We start from the raw sequence: 18040 nt of genomic DNA, 5'->3' as shown, positions 1-18040 counted from the left end.
TACTTTCTAGGCGTATTTCTCACTAGTATGCCCTTATTATAACGAAAAAAATCAAGATTGTGAACTAGGCACTTTTAATCGATGTCGTTATTTTAAAAAAATAATGTCGATAAATTGTTTAAAAGATTTCTCGAATTGTTGTATCCTCCGTAAAAATCATGTATATTAGTTGATGAATAGAGAAACGAACTCTATAATGGTTTTGAACCGTTTTCATAACGGATAAGTTAACTTCTAATGGGGGTATCAGTCGTGGCAGAAAATGCAGAATCTGCAGAAAGATTTTGGGGGCAGTTTCACGGACAAAACACGGGGTATTTGGAACAACAATTTGAGTTGTACAAAGAAGATCCGGAATTAGTTGAATCTTCTATCAGAACAATATTTGATACACATGGCGCTCCATCTTGGCTTACTTCTACCGAGAATGTAAAATCTGTATCCAATGCATCTGATTTCGATGTAACCAATTTAACCTCAGCAATCAGACTTGTTGAGGCTATTCGTCGTTATGGACACACAGATGCAGATATATATCCAGTTGGTGGATATAAGGGTGATCGTTCTAAGATGTTGGATTTATCAACATATAATCTAACAGAACAAGATTTAGAGAAGATTCCTGCATCTTGGATTTGGGAGAAGGAAGCTCCTGGAGTAAATACAGCTTTAGATGTAGTTAATCAGTTAAGGAAGTATTATACTGGTACGATTACATTTGAATATGACCATGTTAATAATGATGAAGAACGTAAATGGTTATTTGATTTAATTGAAGAAGGAAATGCAAGACTAGATCCAAGTAATGATGAAAGAAAAGAGATTCTTCAACGTTTAGTTGATGTAGAAGGTTTTGAGAAATTTCTTCATAAAACCTTTGTTGGTCAAAAACGTTTTTCCATTGAGGGATTAGAATCAATGGTGCCGATGATCGATCATATTGTTCAATATGCAAATCAAGATAGTATTGAACATGTCATGATGGGAATGGCACATCGTGGAAGATTATCTGTACTAGCAAATGTTTTAGGAAAACCATATGATAAGATTTTTTCGGAGTTTAATTACACGAAAGACAAGGAATTAATGCCATCTGAAGGGTCCAGAGCAATCAATTATGGATGGACTGGTGATGTTAAGTATCATTATGGTGCAGAAAAAGAAGTTGAATATGGCAATAAAGGTCAAACGAGAATAACTTTAGCGCACAATCCATCGCATCTCGAATTTGTTAATCCAATAGTAGAAGGATTTACTCGCGCGGCTCAAGATGATCGAAGTGAAAAAGGTTATCCGAAGAAAGATTCCAATAAGGCTGTTTCTGTATTAATTCATGGTGATGCAGCATTTATTGGTGAAGGTGTCGTTGCAGAAACGCTGAACTTAAGTGGATTACCAGGGTATTCTACTGGGGGGACTTTGCATATTATTGCAAATAACCTACTTGGATATACCACAGATCGTGAAGATGGCAGGTCTACAAGGTACGCAAGTGATTTGGCGAAAGGATTTGAAATCCCAGTTATCCGAGTAAATGCGGATGATCCAATTTCATGCATCTCAGCTATTAAAATAGCATATGAATATCGTCAAAAATTCCATAAAGATTTTCTAATAGACTTAGTTGGCTATCGTCGTTACGGACATAATGAAATGGACGAACCTCGTACAACGCAACCAAGTCTTTATCAGCAAATTGATGATCACCCATCTGTTGCTTCATTGTTTGGAAAAGGAATGGAAGAAAAAGGTATTCTTCAAGAGGGTGGATTTGAGGAAGTAAAAAACGCTGTTGAGAAAAAACTGACTGACATTTATAAAGGAATGACAGAAAGTGAAATTGGCGAACCAGAAGCTAAGTTAATGCCAAAAGTATTAACCAATGGTTTAGATCAATTTAAGACAGCTATTGATTTATCTACATTAAAATCGATTAATAAAGAATTGCTAGAACGTCCAGAGGGCTTTAAAGGATTCAAAAAAACAGAGCGAATCCTACAGCGCAGAAAAGATGCGTTGGAAGAAGGAAATAAAGCGGACTGGGGTACAGGTGAAGCGTTAGCTTTTGCGTCTATACTAAAAGATGGAACACCAATTCGATTAACTGGACAGGATACCGAACGTGGGACATTTGCGCATCGTCATATTGTATTACATGATGTAGAAACTGGGGAGAAATACAGTCCACTACATGGATTATCGGATGTTCATGCATCTTTTGATGTACGTAACAGTCCTTTATCTGAAGCTGGAGTTTTAGGATTTGAATACGGATATAGCGTCCACTCACCAAATACACTTGTTATTTGGGAAGCTCAATTCGGTGATTTCGCGAACGCAGGACAGGTTATTTTTGACCAATTTATTTCTTCTGCTCGTGCAAAATGGGGCGAGAAATCAAATATGGTTTTACTTCTGCCTCATGGATATGAAGGCCAAGGTCCGGAACACTCTAGTGCAAGATTAGAACGTTTCTTACAGATGGCAGCTGAAAATAATTGGATAGTAGCAAATGTGACTTCATCCGCACAACTATTCCATATTCTTAGACGCCAAGCAGCTATGCGAGATCGTGATGAAGCTAGACCATTAGTATTAATGACTCCTAAAAGTAGTCTTATCCGTCATCCGCGTATGGGAGCGACTGCTGAGGAATTTACAGAAGGTGGTTTCCTGCCATTACGTGATCAACCAGGATTTGAAGCGAACCGAGAAAAAGTAACGCGTCTTGTTGTTGGTAGTGGGAAAATGATGATTGATATAGAAGAAGCGATGGATGATTCAGATGAAACATATGATTCGTTACAAATAAAAAGAGTGGAACAAATTTATCCATTCCCTAAAAAAGCATTGGAAGAGGAAATAAAGCAGCTTCCAAACTTAAAAGAGATTGTGTGGGTACAAGAGGAACCGAAAAATATGGGTGCATGGAATTTTGTTGATGATTATCTGAGAGAATTATTGAATGGAGATCAGAAACTTAAAGTCATAAGTAGACCAGATCGTTCGGCACCAGCTGGAGGTATTCCGACTGTACACAAAACGGCTCAAAATAAAATTATCAAGCAAGCATTGAATCAATCTGAAGGAGGAAAATCCAGTGCAGGAAATTAAAATCCCAGAATTAGCAGAATCCATTACAGAAGGTACGATTGCAGAATGGCTTGTCAAAAAAGGCGACAAAGTTGAAAAAGGTGACCCAGTAGTAGAATTAGAAACGGATAAAGTAAATGTAGAAGTAAATGCAGAATTTTCCGGAGTCATCACAGAAATCATTAGTGAAGAAGGTGATGATGTAACTGTTGGAGATACCATTGCTAAGTTAGATGAAAATGGTGAAGCTGGTTCAAGTTCAGATGAATCAGAATCAACGCCTAAAGAAGTACCTAAGCAGGAAGAAAAGCAAGAAGATAAACAGAAAGCATCTGAAACAAAAACATCTAAGGATGCAGATACTACAACTGATAATAATGGAGAAGTGATTGCATCTCCTGCAGCTAGAAAACGAGCTCGTGAATTAAATATTGATTTAAGTAGTGTTCAATCACGTGATCCATTAGGACGTGTACGCACGGAAGATGTAGAAGCACAAGCACAAGCGAATAAACAATCTACGGAGAAAAAGCAAGCGAAAAAAGAAGCTCCAAAATCGGAGAAAACAGAATTTGATAAACCGGTAGAACGAGTGAAAATGACTCGTCGTCGTCAAACAATCGCAAAAAATCTTGTAGAAGTACAGCATAATACTGCAATGCTTACTACTTTTAACGAAGTAGATATGACAGCGGTAATGGAATTACGTAAACAACGTAAAGATAAATTCTTAGATAAAAATGGTGTTAAATTAGGATTTATGTCCTTCTTTACAAAAGCTGTTGTAGGTGCATTGAAGGAATTCCCATTACTAAATGCTGAAATTCAAGGAAATGAACTAGTCATTAAAAAATTCTATGACATCGGTATTGCTGTATCTACGGATGATGGACTTGTAGTACCTGTAGTCAGAGATGCAGACCGGAAAGATTTTGCTGGGATTGAACAAGATATTATCGATTTAGGTACGAAAGCAAGAGATAATAAATTGGCGTTAAAAGACCTGCAAGGTGGATCTTTCACAATTACAAACGGTGGAACATTTGGTTCTATGATGTCTACACCAATTTTAAATGCTCCTCAAGTAGGTATTTTAGGAATGCATAATATAGTAAAACGTGCGATGGTAATGCCAGATGATTCTATTGAAGTACGTCCAATGATGTATTTAGCTCTATCTTATGATCACCGTATTGTTGATGGTAAGGAAGCTGTACAATTTCTTGTTCGTATTAAACAAATGTTAGAAGATCCGTATGATCTTTTACTGGAAGGCTAATTAATAATAGTTGTATAGAAAAACAGGGTTTTAGATTTGACCCTGTTTTTCTTTTTTTGATTGTATACTAGATTGTCATACTTTTGATAAATTTAATAAATAAATTCATTAGTTTTTGTTGAAATTAGTCAGCAGAACGAATATTATAGTACTTGCTGGGTACATTATTGACATGATATGAATAAATTCTTTTTAATAAAAGATTATAAAAACGTTATCATTTTTGAAAATTAAGAACTTCAAAATGGTAATATATTTTTTAATTGTTTAACTTGTCATACGTCATACATGTTGATAGATAACATGGTATATATACCTAATAACGAATAAAGGAGGCTAACCGTGAGTATTCTTCTCGGTATATTAGCAATTATTGTTACACTGGGACTTGCCTACCTTATGTCTAACAAAAAGAAGAAAGTGAACTTTAAAGGCATTGGGATTATGTTGGTCCTTCAATTACTAATTACTTGGTTTATGTTTTCAACAAGTATTGGTGCAGCAGTTATCAATGGAATATCAGCAGTATTTAATAAGTTGATTGAATTTGGTACAGAAGGAATCAATTTCGTACTAGGAGGATTTGTTGTTGAGGAAGGTGGAGTATTCTTTTTCAACGTATTATTACTAATTATATTCTTTGCGACATTACTTTCTGTTTTAACGTATTTAAAAATACTACCTGCAATTATTAAATATGTTGGAGCGGCAATTTCAAAAGTTACTGGTTTACCTCGAATTGAATCCTTTAATGGAGTAAATAGTATATTCTTTGGACAATCGGAAGCTCTAATCGCAATTCGATCACAATTCCATCATTTAAGTGAAAATCGTCTTTATATTGTCAGTGCTTCAGCGATGGGGTCAGTTTCTGCTTCCATTGTAGGTGCATATATTCAAATATTACCACCTGAATATATACTGGTTGCATTACCTTTGAACATGTTTAGTGCATTAATGATTGCATCCATTATTGCTCCTGTCGAAGTTCCAAAAGAAGAAGACAAGGTTGATATTACCGATGTTAGTCAAGATAAAAGTATTTTCGAAGCAATGGGTAACGGGGCTTTAGAAGGTGGGAAAATTGCATTAATCGTAGCTGCGATGTTAATTGCATTTATTGCATCTCTAGAGCTTGTAAACTGGTTAATTCAGTTTGTATTTGCTGGCGTAACTTTACAACAAATCTTAGGATATATTCTTGCCCCTATTGGAATTTTAATGGGGATAGCTCCAAATGAAGTTATAGAAGCTGGATCTATTATGGGTACGAAGATTGTTACGAATGAATTTGTAGCGATGTTACAATTCCAACCACTATTAGATGAAATGTCTGAAAAAACAATTGGTATTGTTACCGTATTCCTAACAAGTTTTGCTAACTTCTCTTCGATTGGTATCATTGCTGGTACGGTTAAAGGAATTGATAGTAATAAAGCTGTATCTGTATCTCAATTTGGGATGAAACTTTTATTAGGATCAATACTAGCTTCTATCTTGTCAGCAACTGTTGTAGGATTGTTCTTGTAAAAAATTAATTTATTATCTTAATGAATCAATTTCATAATTAATATATTGGTGTAAAATCCGAACGTTGCGTTGTTTAATTTCCATTGCAGACGGCGCTTTCCGCAGGCACGGCCTCAGCTAACTTGAAAAGAAGAACACTTTTCAAGTGGATCTTCAGCTTATGCTATTCCTGCAGGAGTCGCCGTCTTCCATTCCAATCAAAGCCAAGAATCCCCCCCTGTTATCCGAACATTATTATATAAAACATCAAATAATGTTCGTTTTTCATAAAACGTAGCAATTATGAAATTGATTCTAATATCTTATGATTATATTAAAGATTCTCAGCATATTTTTGCTGAGAACCTTTTGCATTTTTTAATATCTATACTGATTTTCTCTGGATAAATAATAGTCTGGCTAATAATGCAATAGCTCCTGCACTTAGCCCAACAATAATACCAACCCAGTAACCAAACGGCTCTAATGCAGTATAATTTGCAAATAAATAACCGGTTGGTAGTCCAATTATCCAATAGGAGATTAAAGCAATAACTAATGTCATATTCACATCTTTATACCCACGCAATGCTCCTTGAATTGGTGCTCCTATCGCATCTGCTAACTGATAAAAGATAGCAAAAATAATAAACTGCTTCGTAAGTTCAATTACTTGTGGGTCAGAATTATATAATCTGGCTACAATATCATCAAATGTATATAAAATTATACCTGCAAAAATAGCAATTAATAATCCTCCCACAATTCCCATATACGTGTAACTTTTAGCATCCTGGAATCGTTTAGCACCTACTTCAAATCCAACTGCAATGGTCAATGCCATCCCAACACTCAATGGCAACATATATAATAAACCAGCAAAGTTCATAGCGGCTTGGTGAGCGGCAATGGTATTTGTGTTGTATTCACTCATCAACAGTGTAACAGCTGAGAAAATACTTGTCTCAAAGAATATAGCTAATCCAATTGGTAAACCAATTTTTAGTTGGTCCCACCAGTATGAAAGTGTAGGTGGTAAGATTTTTTGAAATACTTTATAATTACGAAACGGGTAGACACGATGAATCATAAATATTGAAATCCCACTGATAATCCAATAAGTAAGGCTTGTTGCTATACCTGCACCAATTCCACCAAATGCAGGGATACCAAATTTACCAAATATTAATATGTAATTTAAAACTACATTGATCGGTAGTGAGATTAAAATAATAATCATAGAAGAACGTGTTTGTCCTAATCCATCCATAAAACTTCGGATAGTATGGAATAAAAATAAAGGTACGATTCCAGTTCCTAAAGTAATTAAGTAGTATTTAGCTATATGTTGTACTTCTTTTTCTAAACTCATCGCTTGTAAAATGGGATCTAATGCTAATCCACCAATTAATATAATAATGACTGATAATGCTACAGATAAATACATACCTTGTTGAATTACTTGTGGAATATCTTGCTTGTTTTTAGCTCCAATCAGATGTGCAATAATAGGGGTTATTGATAAGACAATCCCATTGATCCCAGTCAAGATTGGTACCCATAGGCTTGAACCAATTGCAACACCCGCAAGATCGCTGGCACTAAATTGGCCAGACATCATTGTGTCAAAGAAACTCATTAGATTTATACTTACTTGAGTGATTAGTATTGGCAGTAAAATAATAATAAAAAGTTTGACTTTATCTCTTAATGTTGTTGTTTGGTACATATGCAATTCTTCTTCCTTTTTAATTTTCTTCTTATTATAACGTAATTATATAGTGCATTGACCATTATACGCTGATATAATGTGTTGGGAAAGGAATGAGTTCCGTGAAAAATAATAAACGTATTTTATTTACAGGTGGCGGCACAGCAGGACATGTTATCGTTAATTTAGCACTTATACCTTACTATCAAGAACAAGGTTGGGAAATTGATTACATTGGCTCCTATAATGGAATAGAGCGAGATTTAATATCACCATTAGAGGGGGTAACTTATCATTCTATATCTACCGGAAAATTACGAAGATATATGTCGAAAGAAAATTTCAAGGATCCATTTAAAGTACTTAAAGGTACTATGCAAGCATATCGCATAATTGGTAAACGTAAACCATCTATTGTATTTTCAAAAGGCGGTTTTGTATCCGTACCAGTAGTTGCCGCAGCAAAACTCCGAGGTGTACCATCAATTATTCATGAATCAGATTATACTCCAGGATTAGCTAATAAATTATCGATACCTTTTACTAAAAGAGTATTGGCTACTTTTCCAGAAACCATGCAATATTTACCAGAAAGTAAAGCTTCTTATGTTGGAGCAGTTATTCGAGATGAATTATTTACTGGAAAACGTGAAATTGGATTAAGGATTAGTGGCTTAAAAGGAAACAAACCAGTTTTACTCGTTATGGGAGGGAGTGGAGGATCGGAAAAAATTAATCAGACTATTCGTCATTCCATAACAACACTATTAGATGAATTTGAGATTATTCATATTTGTGGTAAAGGTAAGGTTGATCATTCCTTACAATTGGATGGATATGTTCAGTTTGAATATATTAATCATGAATTGAAAGATATTTTCGCTGCCACAGATCTAGTCATTTCTCGAGCGGGTTCTAATGCTATCTTTGAGTTTTTAGCATTGCGCTTGCCGATGTTACTTATTCCACTATCAAAAGAAGCTAGTCGAGGCGATCAAATAATAAATGCGAATTCCTTCAAGGAAAAGAACTATGCTAGAGTACTACAGGAAGAAGAACTTACCGAACAAACATTAGAAAAACATCTTAAAGAACTAAATAAAGCAGCACCTGTTATTAGAGACGAAATGAAAAAATATAAAAGTGAGCAATCGCTCCTCTCCGTAACGGAGATTATCGATGATATTATAAATTGAAAAGATCTAAGTGGTCTTTCATAATTAAATTTAAAATCCCTCCTACTTGGAGGGATTTTTAAGGTAGATGTGTTTTTTCTGATTCTAATTTATAACTTTCCTCGTAGTTGTTCCTCAATGTTACATAATTGTACCGTAGTTTTCGATATCGAGATCAATATTGAAATCCACCTGAATGTCAGGCAAAATCTTTTTCCATTCTTCATCAGTGAGAAGTCCGCTCGGCTTATTTATTCTATAGTACCTTCCAAATCCAATAGGATCGATTAGATGCTCTTTTGACTTATCTAATATTTGATTAAAGTGGGAAAGAAACTTTTTTTCTATTTCAGCCTCTAGACGATGAATCGTTTTCTCTTCACTAAATGCCATTATTATAGAAGTTTCATTGACGTCTGCTCGAATTTTCGTGTTCACCTCAAAAAGGGGTTGGTTTATATCAAGAAGCTTGATATGACTTTTTCCTTTGACTACTGTTAATTCTACAGTAAGTTCACTCTTATCGGAACCATCTGGGTGATAGATGGATTCTATAAAAGGTTCAATAGGAACAGTGATTTCGAGTGGGGTGTTCTTAATGGTCGTCTGCAATGTATTTAATATAGTTGCTTCTGTCATATCTCCCGAATCCACAATCCGATCTTTTTGAAAATATCCAATTCCAATTAGATTTGGACGACCTTCTTTTTTATCAAGTAATGGTAATACCGGATCATGTCCTGGTGTTCCATAAGTACTGGAAAAAGTATATAATGAAGCATTTGGTAGTGTTCCTTCGTCGACTTCTTTATTAATGAGACTTTCGAGAAAGTTTCCGATATCAATATTTGTTGAATCATCCTGATTGAGAATATCTTTTGCGTCTTCTGTGCTAATAGCAATATTCATGGTATCTGATACTCTTGAATCTCGAACAAGCCCATTCATGAAATGAAGTATCCCTTGCTCAGCTGTTTCATATCCATATATTTCTGTGTTTATTTGTCCGGGACTAGCTCTAAAGTTGATGTTATTTGCTGCTTTTTCTCTAGCTCCCTTTAATGTTTTGCCTACTCCAGATACAGTGTCATAATTTTGGGAGGTTTGCTGATCAAAACGATATACTAATAAAGTAGTTTCAATATCACCATTATCTAATCGATCAACCCCGCGTGTATTGATAACAGCTAGACTCTCTAATTCTTGTGCTGGAGGAAGACAGGAAGTTAAAAAAATAACACTGGGTAAAAGAAACAATAATTTTTTCATGCTTTTATCCTCCTGTTATTCTTTCTCCAATACGATTTTATAAGTACGATTGGTAGTAAAACTAATGGATAAACAAATATAAGCCAAAACCCTAATTGAGATGAAAAGTTAATCACGCGTTGAATAGAGTAATGGTCTGTTATCAAAACTGAACCAATTAGAATAAGGGCAGAAACAATATAGAGAGTTGCTTTTTGCGGTATACGGTACAATCGCTTCAATCCAAATGTGATTGCCCACATTAGTAACATCATATTTGGGACGAGTACCATAATCCATTCTGCCACGACAATAAAATCAAATCGTTCAATAAAGGTAAAATTTGCGATTTTGAATAATGCTAGTACAGACCAATCCCTGCGTAACAGTTGTTCGGCACTAAAAAATCCGATTGCAATCATTGTAGTCATCAATAAAACCATAGTTGTCCATACAGCAGATATAAGACTTGTTTTTAGTACCGTTTTCTTGTTTTCCAAAAAAGGGTAGATAAACAACAAAATTTCAAATCCAATGTATGAATAGGTCGTAGTTCTTGCTCCTTCTAATAATTCAGGCAAAGATGCTTGAAATAAAGGCAGATAATGCGTGTAATCCAGATGAATGGTTGCAGGTATTAATAGAAACAATAACCAAATTGAACTAAAGAAAAATACAAATGTGACGCCAACGATTACTTTAAGTCCTCCTAGTACACCGCTAATCATTAATATTACTAAAAGCAATCCAGTTACAAAAGGATGTAAAGTTGGAAAAATAAATACACGTATAATTTGAGCATACGTAATTACTATTGAAAAAAGTGCAATTGCAAAATGGATAATAAAAATAGTACCTAATAACTTACCAATCCATTTACCAAATATATCGACTTGTATTCCTAAAATATCAGCGTTTGAGTACTGTCTTAAAATAATTACCATCACGTACATAATAATGAATAGATATACAAGCCCAATTAGTAAGGAAATCCAAGCATCCTGTCTAGCGTGTTCATACAAAATTCGTGGAAGCCCTAATAACCCTACACCGATTTGGATAAAGGTAATAATAAAGAACAAGTAGAATGTTTTAATTTTTAAATTTGGTTTAACGCTTACGTTGATTTCCACTTTACCTCACCTACTCGTCTATATCTTTCTTTAAACCTTTTTTAATTTTTTTAAAACGATATTTGTCCTTAGGTCGATAGGAAACAAACCTCTTTTGTTGCATGTCGGGTTTACCACGAAATAATGACTTATTAAAATCTCTCCATTGAAAAGGATAAACAGGAGAAAAATAAGGTCTTCCTAATGAAGTTAGTTTTATTAAATGTATGAGTAGGATACTAGTACAAAACACGATTCCAATTAATCCAAGTAATCCTGCGAATATAATCATTGGAAAGCGGATGACTCGTGCAGTAGTTCCCATAATATAGTTAGGTGTGGTAAATGAAGCCAACGCACTTAATGCAACAATAATAACTAATACATTACTTGTGATTCCTGCTTCTACAGCAGCTGTTCCAATTACTACACCACCTACGATACCGATAGTTTGACCAACTTTAGTTGGGAGACGGGCACCAGCTTCTCTTAGTAATTCAATCATTAATTCCAAGAACAAAGCTTCAAATATAGGTGGAAATGGTACTGCAGCACGTGATTCTCCTAAGGTAATTAATACTGATGTTGGCACAATTTCATAATGAAATGTTACTGCCGCAACGTATAAAGGTGTAAGCAGTGTTGATATGAAGAAGGATATAAATCTTAAGATACGAATAAAAGAGGCGCTGTTCCAACGCATATAGATATCCTCTGTTGACTCAAAAAAACTAAAAAATGTAGAGGGAGCGATAATTGCATTTGGACTATTTTCAGATAATACACCAATTTTTCCACGAGATAGGTTATAGATTAAGCGATCAGGTAATTCTGTAATTAGAAATTGTGGAAATACAGTCGTGGAATTATCTTCTAAATATTGGGTAAGTACGGATGTATCATCTATAAAATCTACTTCTAATGCTTTAATTCGTTGTCTAAACGTATTGATATCTGTATCATTGGCAATCGATCGCAGATAAATAAGCCGAACTTCACGTGGATCTCTTCTTCCAATAATATGTTTTTCTAAAACTAAGTCTTTTGATTTTAATCCATAACGGATAATATTAATATTTGTGGAAAGTGATTCTGTAAAAGCAACTTTTGGACCCAATACAAGAGATTCTGTCTCGGTAGTTTCCAGGTTACGAATAATTTTATTTGGAATCGAATATCCAAGTACACTGTTTTCAGTTTCGAAATATACAAATACATTTCCTTGAATCAAATAATCTAGAATGCTTTCAAAATCATTGTATTCTCTTCCTTCACTTAGAGGTACTCGCTTTAAAGCAAATTGGTTCGTTAATTGTTCATCTGTATTTAATAGTGTTTCCAGTAAGTAATTTTCCAGTTTCATTTCATCTACTGAAAATTGTATATAGAATACGGCAATTTTTTGCTCTTCATGCTCATAAACGGTAAAGCTAAGGTCAGAAGAATTTGCATATTGTTTATCTAATAATTTTTTTAGTTCGAGAATCGTTAATGGAAAAGGATTTTTGTTTTTTGATCTAGATTTTTTCATGAGATACCTCCTCCAACATATACTATGACTGTTAGAGTGTACAAAAAAAGATTCATTTATACATTAGAATAAACCTCATTGTTCAAAATAAAAAACTCAAAGCAACAGCTAAAGCACTGTATACTTTGAGAGAGGTGAAACATAACGCGTTATCCATATTTTTTATTAGAAATTATGGTTTTATAATTAAATTTATATAATTATATAAATTTATTTTCGTTCATCTCTTGTTACAACATCTACTTTTCCGGTATCTGGATGAATGACAAGTCCATGTACCTTTATTTCTTCCGGGAGAAGAGGATGATTACGAACAAGGTTCACACTTTGTGAAACTGATTCTTCCACCGTTTCAAATCCATCAAATTCTTCATTAAGATCAATCCCATCATTGAATAATACATCGATGGTTTCTTCTTTTATTCCGCGTTCTATCATCACATTCTTTAATTCTTGTGTATCCACATGGGACATACCGCAATCATGATGACCTATCACGACAACTTCATCTGCTTTTAGTTTATAAATAGCTACTAATAAACTTTTCATTGCACTATCAAACGGATTACGAATAATTGCACCTGCGTTTCTTACCATTTTTACATCGCCATTCTTAATATCTAGGGCTTTGGGTAATAATTCAAGTAGTCGTGAATCCATACAAGTAAATACAACCATACGTTTATTAGGGTAAGTATCCGTAGAGTATGGTTCATAAGATTTGTTTTCTACAAATTTTTTATTAAATTCTAGCATATGATCTAAATGCACTTTATCAACTCCTTATTGAATATAGTAGCATTTTTTTATTAGATACGAAATAAAGACATACATAATTGATGAGTCATAAGGAGTATTTTTGTATAATTCATTGAATTATGTAAAAATATGGTATAAGATGGTAAAAATATAAAAAATGGGGTGAGGCGATGAGTGATTTTGTTCGTAACTGCCAACTATGTGAGATACCAATGAAGAGTAGCCCATTTTTATTATGCCCTGATTGCTTACAAGAAAAAGAACAAGTGAGGGTCTTTTTAAAGAAGAACCCTCAAGTCCCTTTACATGAATTAGTAGATTCAACTCAAATTCCAATCTCTCACGTTAAAAAGATATTGGGGATTGATTAGATACGAATAAATAAATATCCGAGTCAATTTTATAAAAAACTTATCTGATTTGAAATTGATTCACTTAAAAGGGGCCAAAAACTAAGGCCCTTTTTTGTGTGCCGTATCTAAAATATAAATTTTAGAAAAATAAAAAAGTAATTGACTTTCTGTATGATTCAAATATATAATGATGAAGTGTTAATTTTTAAAAAATTAAAAAAGGAGGTCGCGATGATAATGAAACAACTACAACAACAACAACAAAAAATGCAACATATCCAATTAAATAAATATAATAGTGGCCTTCACGTACGGGGAATCTGTCATCAAATTTAAAATTTATTGTAACGCATTTGATTAAGGGACGGCCACATGAAACCTCCGTGGCCAATTGAGACGACACATTCTAGGGAGAAGTGTCTAAATGAAGGAAAGCGCGCGCCAAGAGGTGTGTGCTTTTTTTTATGGAAAGAAGGTGGAAACATGTTTCAGATTTTTATAAAGTTAAATTGGTTTTTTAAACATTACTGGAAAAGATATTTATTTGCCATTATTTCATTAATTATCGCTAGTGCAATTGGGTTAATCCCTCCCAAATTAGTTGGAACGATTATTGATCATATTCAATTTGAGACATTAACGATGCAGCTTCTCGTTGCGGTTATTATTGGATATTTTGTTCTGTTGATTATTCATTATATTATAAGCTTTTTATGGGACTATACGTTATTTGGTGGCGCGGTCATCCTAGAACGATGGATGAGATCAAATTTAATGAATCATTTTTTAAAGATGACACCTACATTTTTTAGTAAGTATCGGACGGGTGACTTAATGGCTCGATCAACAAATGATTTAAAAGCGATTAGTCAAACTGCTGGTTTTGGAGTCTTAACACTTGTAGATTCGAGTATATTTATGCTGATGATTATTGCAGTAATGGGCTTTACGATAAGTTGGCCATTGACTATCGCAGCATTATTACCTTTACCCGTAATGGCAATTGTAATGAATATTTATGGTAGTGCAATCCATACAAGGTTCACAGAAGCACAAGCAGCTTTTGGTAATATGAACAATGAAGTATTGGAATCCATTCGTGGTATTAGGGTGACTCGTGCATTTGTGCAAGAACAACAAGAAGTAAATCATTTTGATGAAATGACAGAAAAAGTGTATCAAAAGAATCTTGAAGTTGCCAAGATTGATGCATTATTTGAACCGACAATGAAAATCTTAGTTGGTTTATCGTATACGATTGGTATTGGGTATGGAGCATTTTTTGTATTTGATAATAGATTAACACTTGGTGATTTAGTCACATTTAATGTTTATTTAGGTATGTTGATTTGGCCAATGTTTGCAGTTGGGGAATTAATCAATATTTTGCAGCGTGGTAATGCTTCTTTAGATCGAGTCAATCATACATTAGCTTACGAACCAGATGTAGGGGATCCTCAAAATCCTAAAAAAATTGAAAGAGTTCAATCAATTGAAATGAAGCTGGTTAGTTTTCAGTATCCAGAGACTAGTAGTTTACAGTTAAGTGATGTTAATCTAACCGTTAAGTCTGGTCAAACGATTGGTGTTGTTGGAAAAACCGGTGCTGGTAAAACAACGTTATTCAAATTATTACTCCGACAATATCCGGATGTTCAAGGAAAGATTTTAATATCCAATGAAGATATTGAGGATATTGCCTTAGGCAAGACTAGAGATTGGATTGGGTACGTTCCACAAGATCAGATGATGTTTTCCAAAACGATAAGAGAAAACATTCAATTTGGAAATGCAGAAGCTACAGATCAAGAAATAATGAGAGTGTTAGATTTAGCTCATTTTGCAATGGATATAGATGTCCTTCCCAATGGATTGGATACCCAAGTTGGGGAAAGTGGAATTACTTTATCTGGTGGTCAAAAACAACGTGTAGCACTAGCACGGGCTTTTATTAAAGACCCTGAAATTCTAATTTTAGATGATTCATTATCTGCAGTAGATGGAAAAACAGAGGCAATGATTTTATCACATTTAAAAACAGAAAGAAGAAATAAAACAACCTTTATTGCTGCACATCGATTATCTGCTGTTACGCATGCAGATCATATTATTGTGTTAGACCATGGTCGAATTGTTGAAGAAGGTACACATCAACAATTAATGAATCAAAAAGGTTGGTATCAAGAACAATATCAGCAACAACAAATGGAAAACAAGGAGGTGTAGAGGATGAAGGGCAGTACGGAAAAAAGACTACTAAAATATGCACTATTATATAAAAAAGGAATTATCATTGGTCTTGTATGTTTGATCATTGCTGGCTGTTGCCTTAGAATTAGCAGGTCCATTAATTGCGAAACGAGTCATAGATGAACATATACTTGGTGTAGAAGGTCACTGGACGGAAGTATCTGATCAAGAGACAGATACGGTAGAATATAACAATCATTTTTTCAAGCGAACTGATCGGCTAGATGATAGTGATTTTTCTAGTGCTGATACCATTACACTTTTACAAGTAGGTTTATCTTATTATCTTTTTGATGAAGAGTTACCTTTAACAGGAAAACGATCGGTAAATGATAATGAAATAACGATTGAATCAGGAGGAGAAGAAATTACAGCAGTTGGAGAGAAATTGTCAGCTTCTGCAGCTTACCCTTTTTTCGAACCTGAAAAACGCCCGATTATTATGTTACTTGTACTTTATATGGTTTTACTTGTTATAGCTGGGGTGTTTCAATTCCTTCAAACATTCTTATTGCAAAAGTCAGCCAATCAAATTGTAAAACAAATGCGAACAGATTTATTTCAACATACACAACGAATTCCAATTCGCTACTATATAGATCAGCCTGCTGGCTCTGTCGTCGCTCGTATTACCAATGATACAGAAGCTATACGAGATTTATATGAGAGGGTATTATCGATTGTTGTAACAAGTCTAATCTATATGGGTGGTATTTTTGTAGCGTTATTTATATTAGATCCAACATTAGCTACTATGTGTTTATTTATTATCCCGCTATTATATATTTGGATGAAAGTCTACAAGTATTTTGGAACTAAATACAATAAAGTAGTTCGTAAGACCATAAGTGAAATAAATGGAAACATTAGTGAAGCGATTCAAGGAATGCCAATCATTCAAGCTTTTAATCGTCAGAAGAAGACAAAAGAAGAATTTGAAGTGCTAAATAATCGTAATTATACGTATCAGAAAAAATTAATTAAATTAAGTGCTTTAACTTCCTACAATCTTGTTACAGTTATTAAAAACCTGACATTAGTAGGATTTATATGGTATTTCGGATCATCTTCCCTTGATATCACAAGTGTTATTTCTATTGGTATGCTCTATGCTTTTGTAGACTATATAAATCGATTGTTTGAGCCTGCTTCAGATATCGTCAATCAATTACCGTTATTAGAGCAGGCAAGAGTAGCGGGAACACGAGTATTTGAGTTGCTAGATCAAGATGGAGAACAAGTAGAAATTCAACCGATTCCTCGTTATAAAGGAAATATTGAATTTGATCAAGTTACTTTTGCATATAAAGAGAATGAGAATGTATTGCACAATCTTTCATTTTCAATTCATTCTGGTCAAACTGTTGCTTTTGTTGGTCACACAGGATCTGGAAAAAGTTCGATTATGAACTTATTATTCCGCTTTTATGATCCTCAAAACGGAATGATTCGAATAGATGGTCAGAATACGAAAGATTTATCTCGACAGCAAGTGCGCAGTCATATGGGAATAGTATTACAAGATCCATTTCTTTTTACAGGTACTATAGTGTCAAACGTAACGATGAATGATCCTGATGTCTCAAGAGAAGACGCCATTAAAGCTTTACAATCTGTTGGTGCATCTTCCTTTATTGAGAGATTACCAAAAGGATATGATGAACCAGTGACTGAGAGTGGTACAACGTATTCATTAGGAGAAAGGCAACTTATCTCTTTTGCTAGAGCATTAGCATTTAACCCTGCTATTCTCATTTTAGATGAAGCAACTGCAAATATAGATACCGAGACAGAACAAGTTATTCAGCGGGCTCTAGAAGTGCTAAAAAAAGGTCGAACAACACTAGTCATCGCTCATCGATTATCTACGATACAACAGGCAGATCATATCATTGTATTGGATCATGGAACTATTAAAGAACAGGGAAATCATGATACACTGATTAAAGAAGAAGGGTATTATTTTGAAATGTATCAAATGCAACAAGGGTCACTGAGAGCGATCGTTTCTTAAAATAAG

11 protein-coding genes and 1 pseudogene are annotated in these 18040 nt (G+C 34.2%); 7 read left to right on the top strand and 5 right to left on the bottom strand.

Going from position 1 to position 18040, the window contains the following annotated elements; all coding sequences use genetic code 11:
* The first annotated feature begins 252 nt into the window (after positions 1-252).
* From ABC346_RS17140 to ABC346_RS17130, 3 genes are all read left to right on the top strand, one after another.
* On the top strand, positions 253-3114 hold the full coding sequence (locus ABC346_RS17140; protein WP_413236008.1) for a 2-oxoglutarate dehydrogenase E1 component: 2862 nt from the start codon (positions 253-255) through the stop codon (positions 3112-3114).
* Positions 3101-4372, top strand: a complete 1272-nt coding sequence (odhB, locus tag ABC346_RS17135; protein WP_413236007.1) for a 2-oxoglutarate dehydrogenase complex dihydrolipoyllysine-residue succinyltransferase — start codon at positions 3101-3103, stop codon at positions 4370-4372. The genes ABC346_RS17140 and odhB overlap by 14 nt, the downstream gene beginning before the upstream one ends.
* 342 nt (positions 4373-4714) lie before the next feature.
* Entirely contained in the window at positions 4715-5902 is a 1188-nt protein-coding gene (locus ABC346_RS17130) for a NupC/NupG family nucleoside CNT transporter (protein ID WP_413236006.1), read from the top strand.
* A 364-nt stretch (positions 5903-6266) separates the two neighbouring features.
* Here ABC346_RS17130 and ABC346_RS17125 read toward each other — a convergent pair whose 3' ends face one another.
* A complete protein-coding gene (locus ABC346_RS17125) occupies positions 6267-7610 on the bottom strand; it encodes an MATE family efflux transporter (RefSeq protein WP_413236005.1) in 1344 nt (447 codons plus the stop codon).
* 104 nt (positions 7611-7714) lie between these two features.
* Here ABC346_RS17125 and ABC346_RS17120 point away from each other — a divergent pair, with 104 nt between their 5' ends.
* Positions 7715-8788: an undecaprenyldiphospho-muramoylpentapeptide beta-N-acetylglucosaminyltransferase gene (locus tag ABC346_RS17120; protein WP_413236004.1), complete on the top strand. Its 1074-nt coding sequence runs from the start codon at positions 7715-7717 to the stop codon at positions 8786-8788.
* 120 nt (positions 8789-8908) lie between these two features.
* On the opposite strand, the gene ABC346_RS17115 is transcribed toward ABC346_RS17120, so the two are convergent.
* The 4 genes from ABC346_RS17115 to ABC346_RS17100 all read right to left on the bottom strand — a co-directional run bounded on the left by ABC346_RS17115 (position 8909) and on the right by ABC346_RS17100 (position 13429).
* Complete coding sequence (locus tag ABC346_RS17115; protein WP_413236003.1) at positions 8909-10036, bottom strand: Ger(x)C family spore germination protein; 1128 nt, start codon at positions 10034-10036, stop codon at positions 8909-8911.
* Positions 10033-11148 (bottom strand): GerAB/ArcD/ProY family transporter, encoded by a 1116-nt coding sequence (locus ABC346_RS17110; protein ID WP_413236002.1) that lies wholly within the window; start codon positions 11146-11148, stop codon positions 10033-10035. The genes ABC346_RS17115 and ABC346_RS17110 overlap by 4 nt, the downstream gene beginning before the upstream one ends.
* A 10-nt stretch (positions 11149-11158) precedes the next feature.
* Positions 11159-12658: a spore germination protein gene (locus ABC346_RS17105; protein WP_413236001.1), complete on the bottom strand. Its 1500-nt coding sequence runs from the start codon at positions 12656-12658 to the stop codon at positions 11159-11161.
* Between the two features lie 210 nt (positions 12659-12868).
* Positions 12869-13429, bottom strand: a complete 561-nt coding sequence (locus ABC346_RS17100; protein WP_413236000.1) for a beta-class carbonic anhydrase — start codon at positions 13427-13429, stop codon at positions 12869-12871.
* A gap of 158 nt (positions 13430-13587) precedes the next feature.
* On the opposite strand from ABC346_RS17100, the gene ABC346_RS17095 reads away from it, so the two are divergent.
* The 3 genes and pseudogenes from ABC346_RS17095 (at position 13588) to ABC346_RS17085 (ending at position 18034) form a co-directional block, all read left to right on the top strand.
* Entirely contained in the window at positions 13588-13788 is a 201-nt protein-coding gene (locus tag ABC346_RS17095) for a hypothetical protein (RefSeq protein ID WP_413235999.1), read from the top strand.
* A 465-nt stretch (positions 13789-14253) separates the two neighbouring features.
* On the top strand, positions 14254-15996 hold the full coding sequence (locus ABC346_RS17090) for an ABC transporter ATP-binding protein (protein ID WP_413235998.1): 1743 nt from the start codon (positions 14254-14256) through the stop codon (positions 15994-15996).
* A gap of 3 nt (positions 15997-15999) precedes the next feature.
* Positions 16000-18034, top strand: a pseudogene (locus ABC346_RS17085) (ABC transporter ATP-binding protein).
* Positions 18035-18040 lie beyond the last annotated feature (6 nt).

The organism is Oceanobacillus phoenicis (genome assembly GCF_047238145.1).
Lineage (GTDB): Bacteria > Bacillota > Bacilli > Bacillales > Amphibacillaceae > Oceanobacillus.
Note: the sequence above shows the minus strand (reverse complement) of the source record. Positions and strands in the feature narration are given on the sequence as shown.

What these genes read in the sequence shown, in the direction of transcription:
- ABC346_RS17125 (WP_413236005.1), bottom strand. Translation starts at nt 7,610, where the DNA reads ATGTACCAAACAACAACATTAAGAGATAAAGTCAAACTTTTTATTATT.
- ABC346_RS17115 (WP_413236003.1), bottom strand. Translation starts at nt 10,036, where the DNA reads ATGAAAAAATTATTGTTTCTTTTACCCAGTGTTATTTTTTTAACTTCC.
- ABC346_RS17105 (WP_413236001.1), bottom strand. Translation starts at nt 12,658, where the DNA reads ATGAAAAAATCTAGATCAAAAAACAAAAATCCTTTTCCATTAACGATT.
- ABC346_RS17095 (WP_413235999.1), top strand. Translation starts at nt 13,588, where the DNA reads ATGAGTGATTTTGTTCGTAACTGCCAACTATGTGAGATACCAATGAAG.
- ABC346_RS17090 (WP_413235998.1), top strand. Translation starts at nt 14,254, where the DNA reads ATGTTTCAGATTTTTATAAAGTTAAATTGGTTTTTTAAACATTACTGG.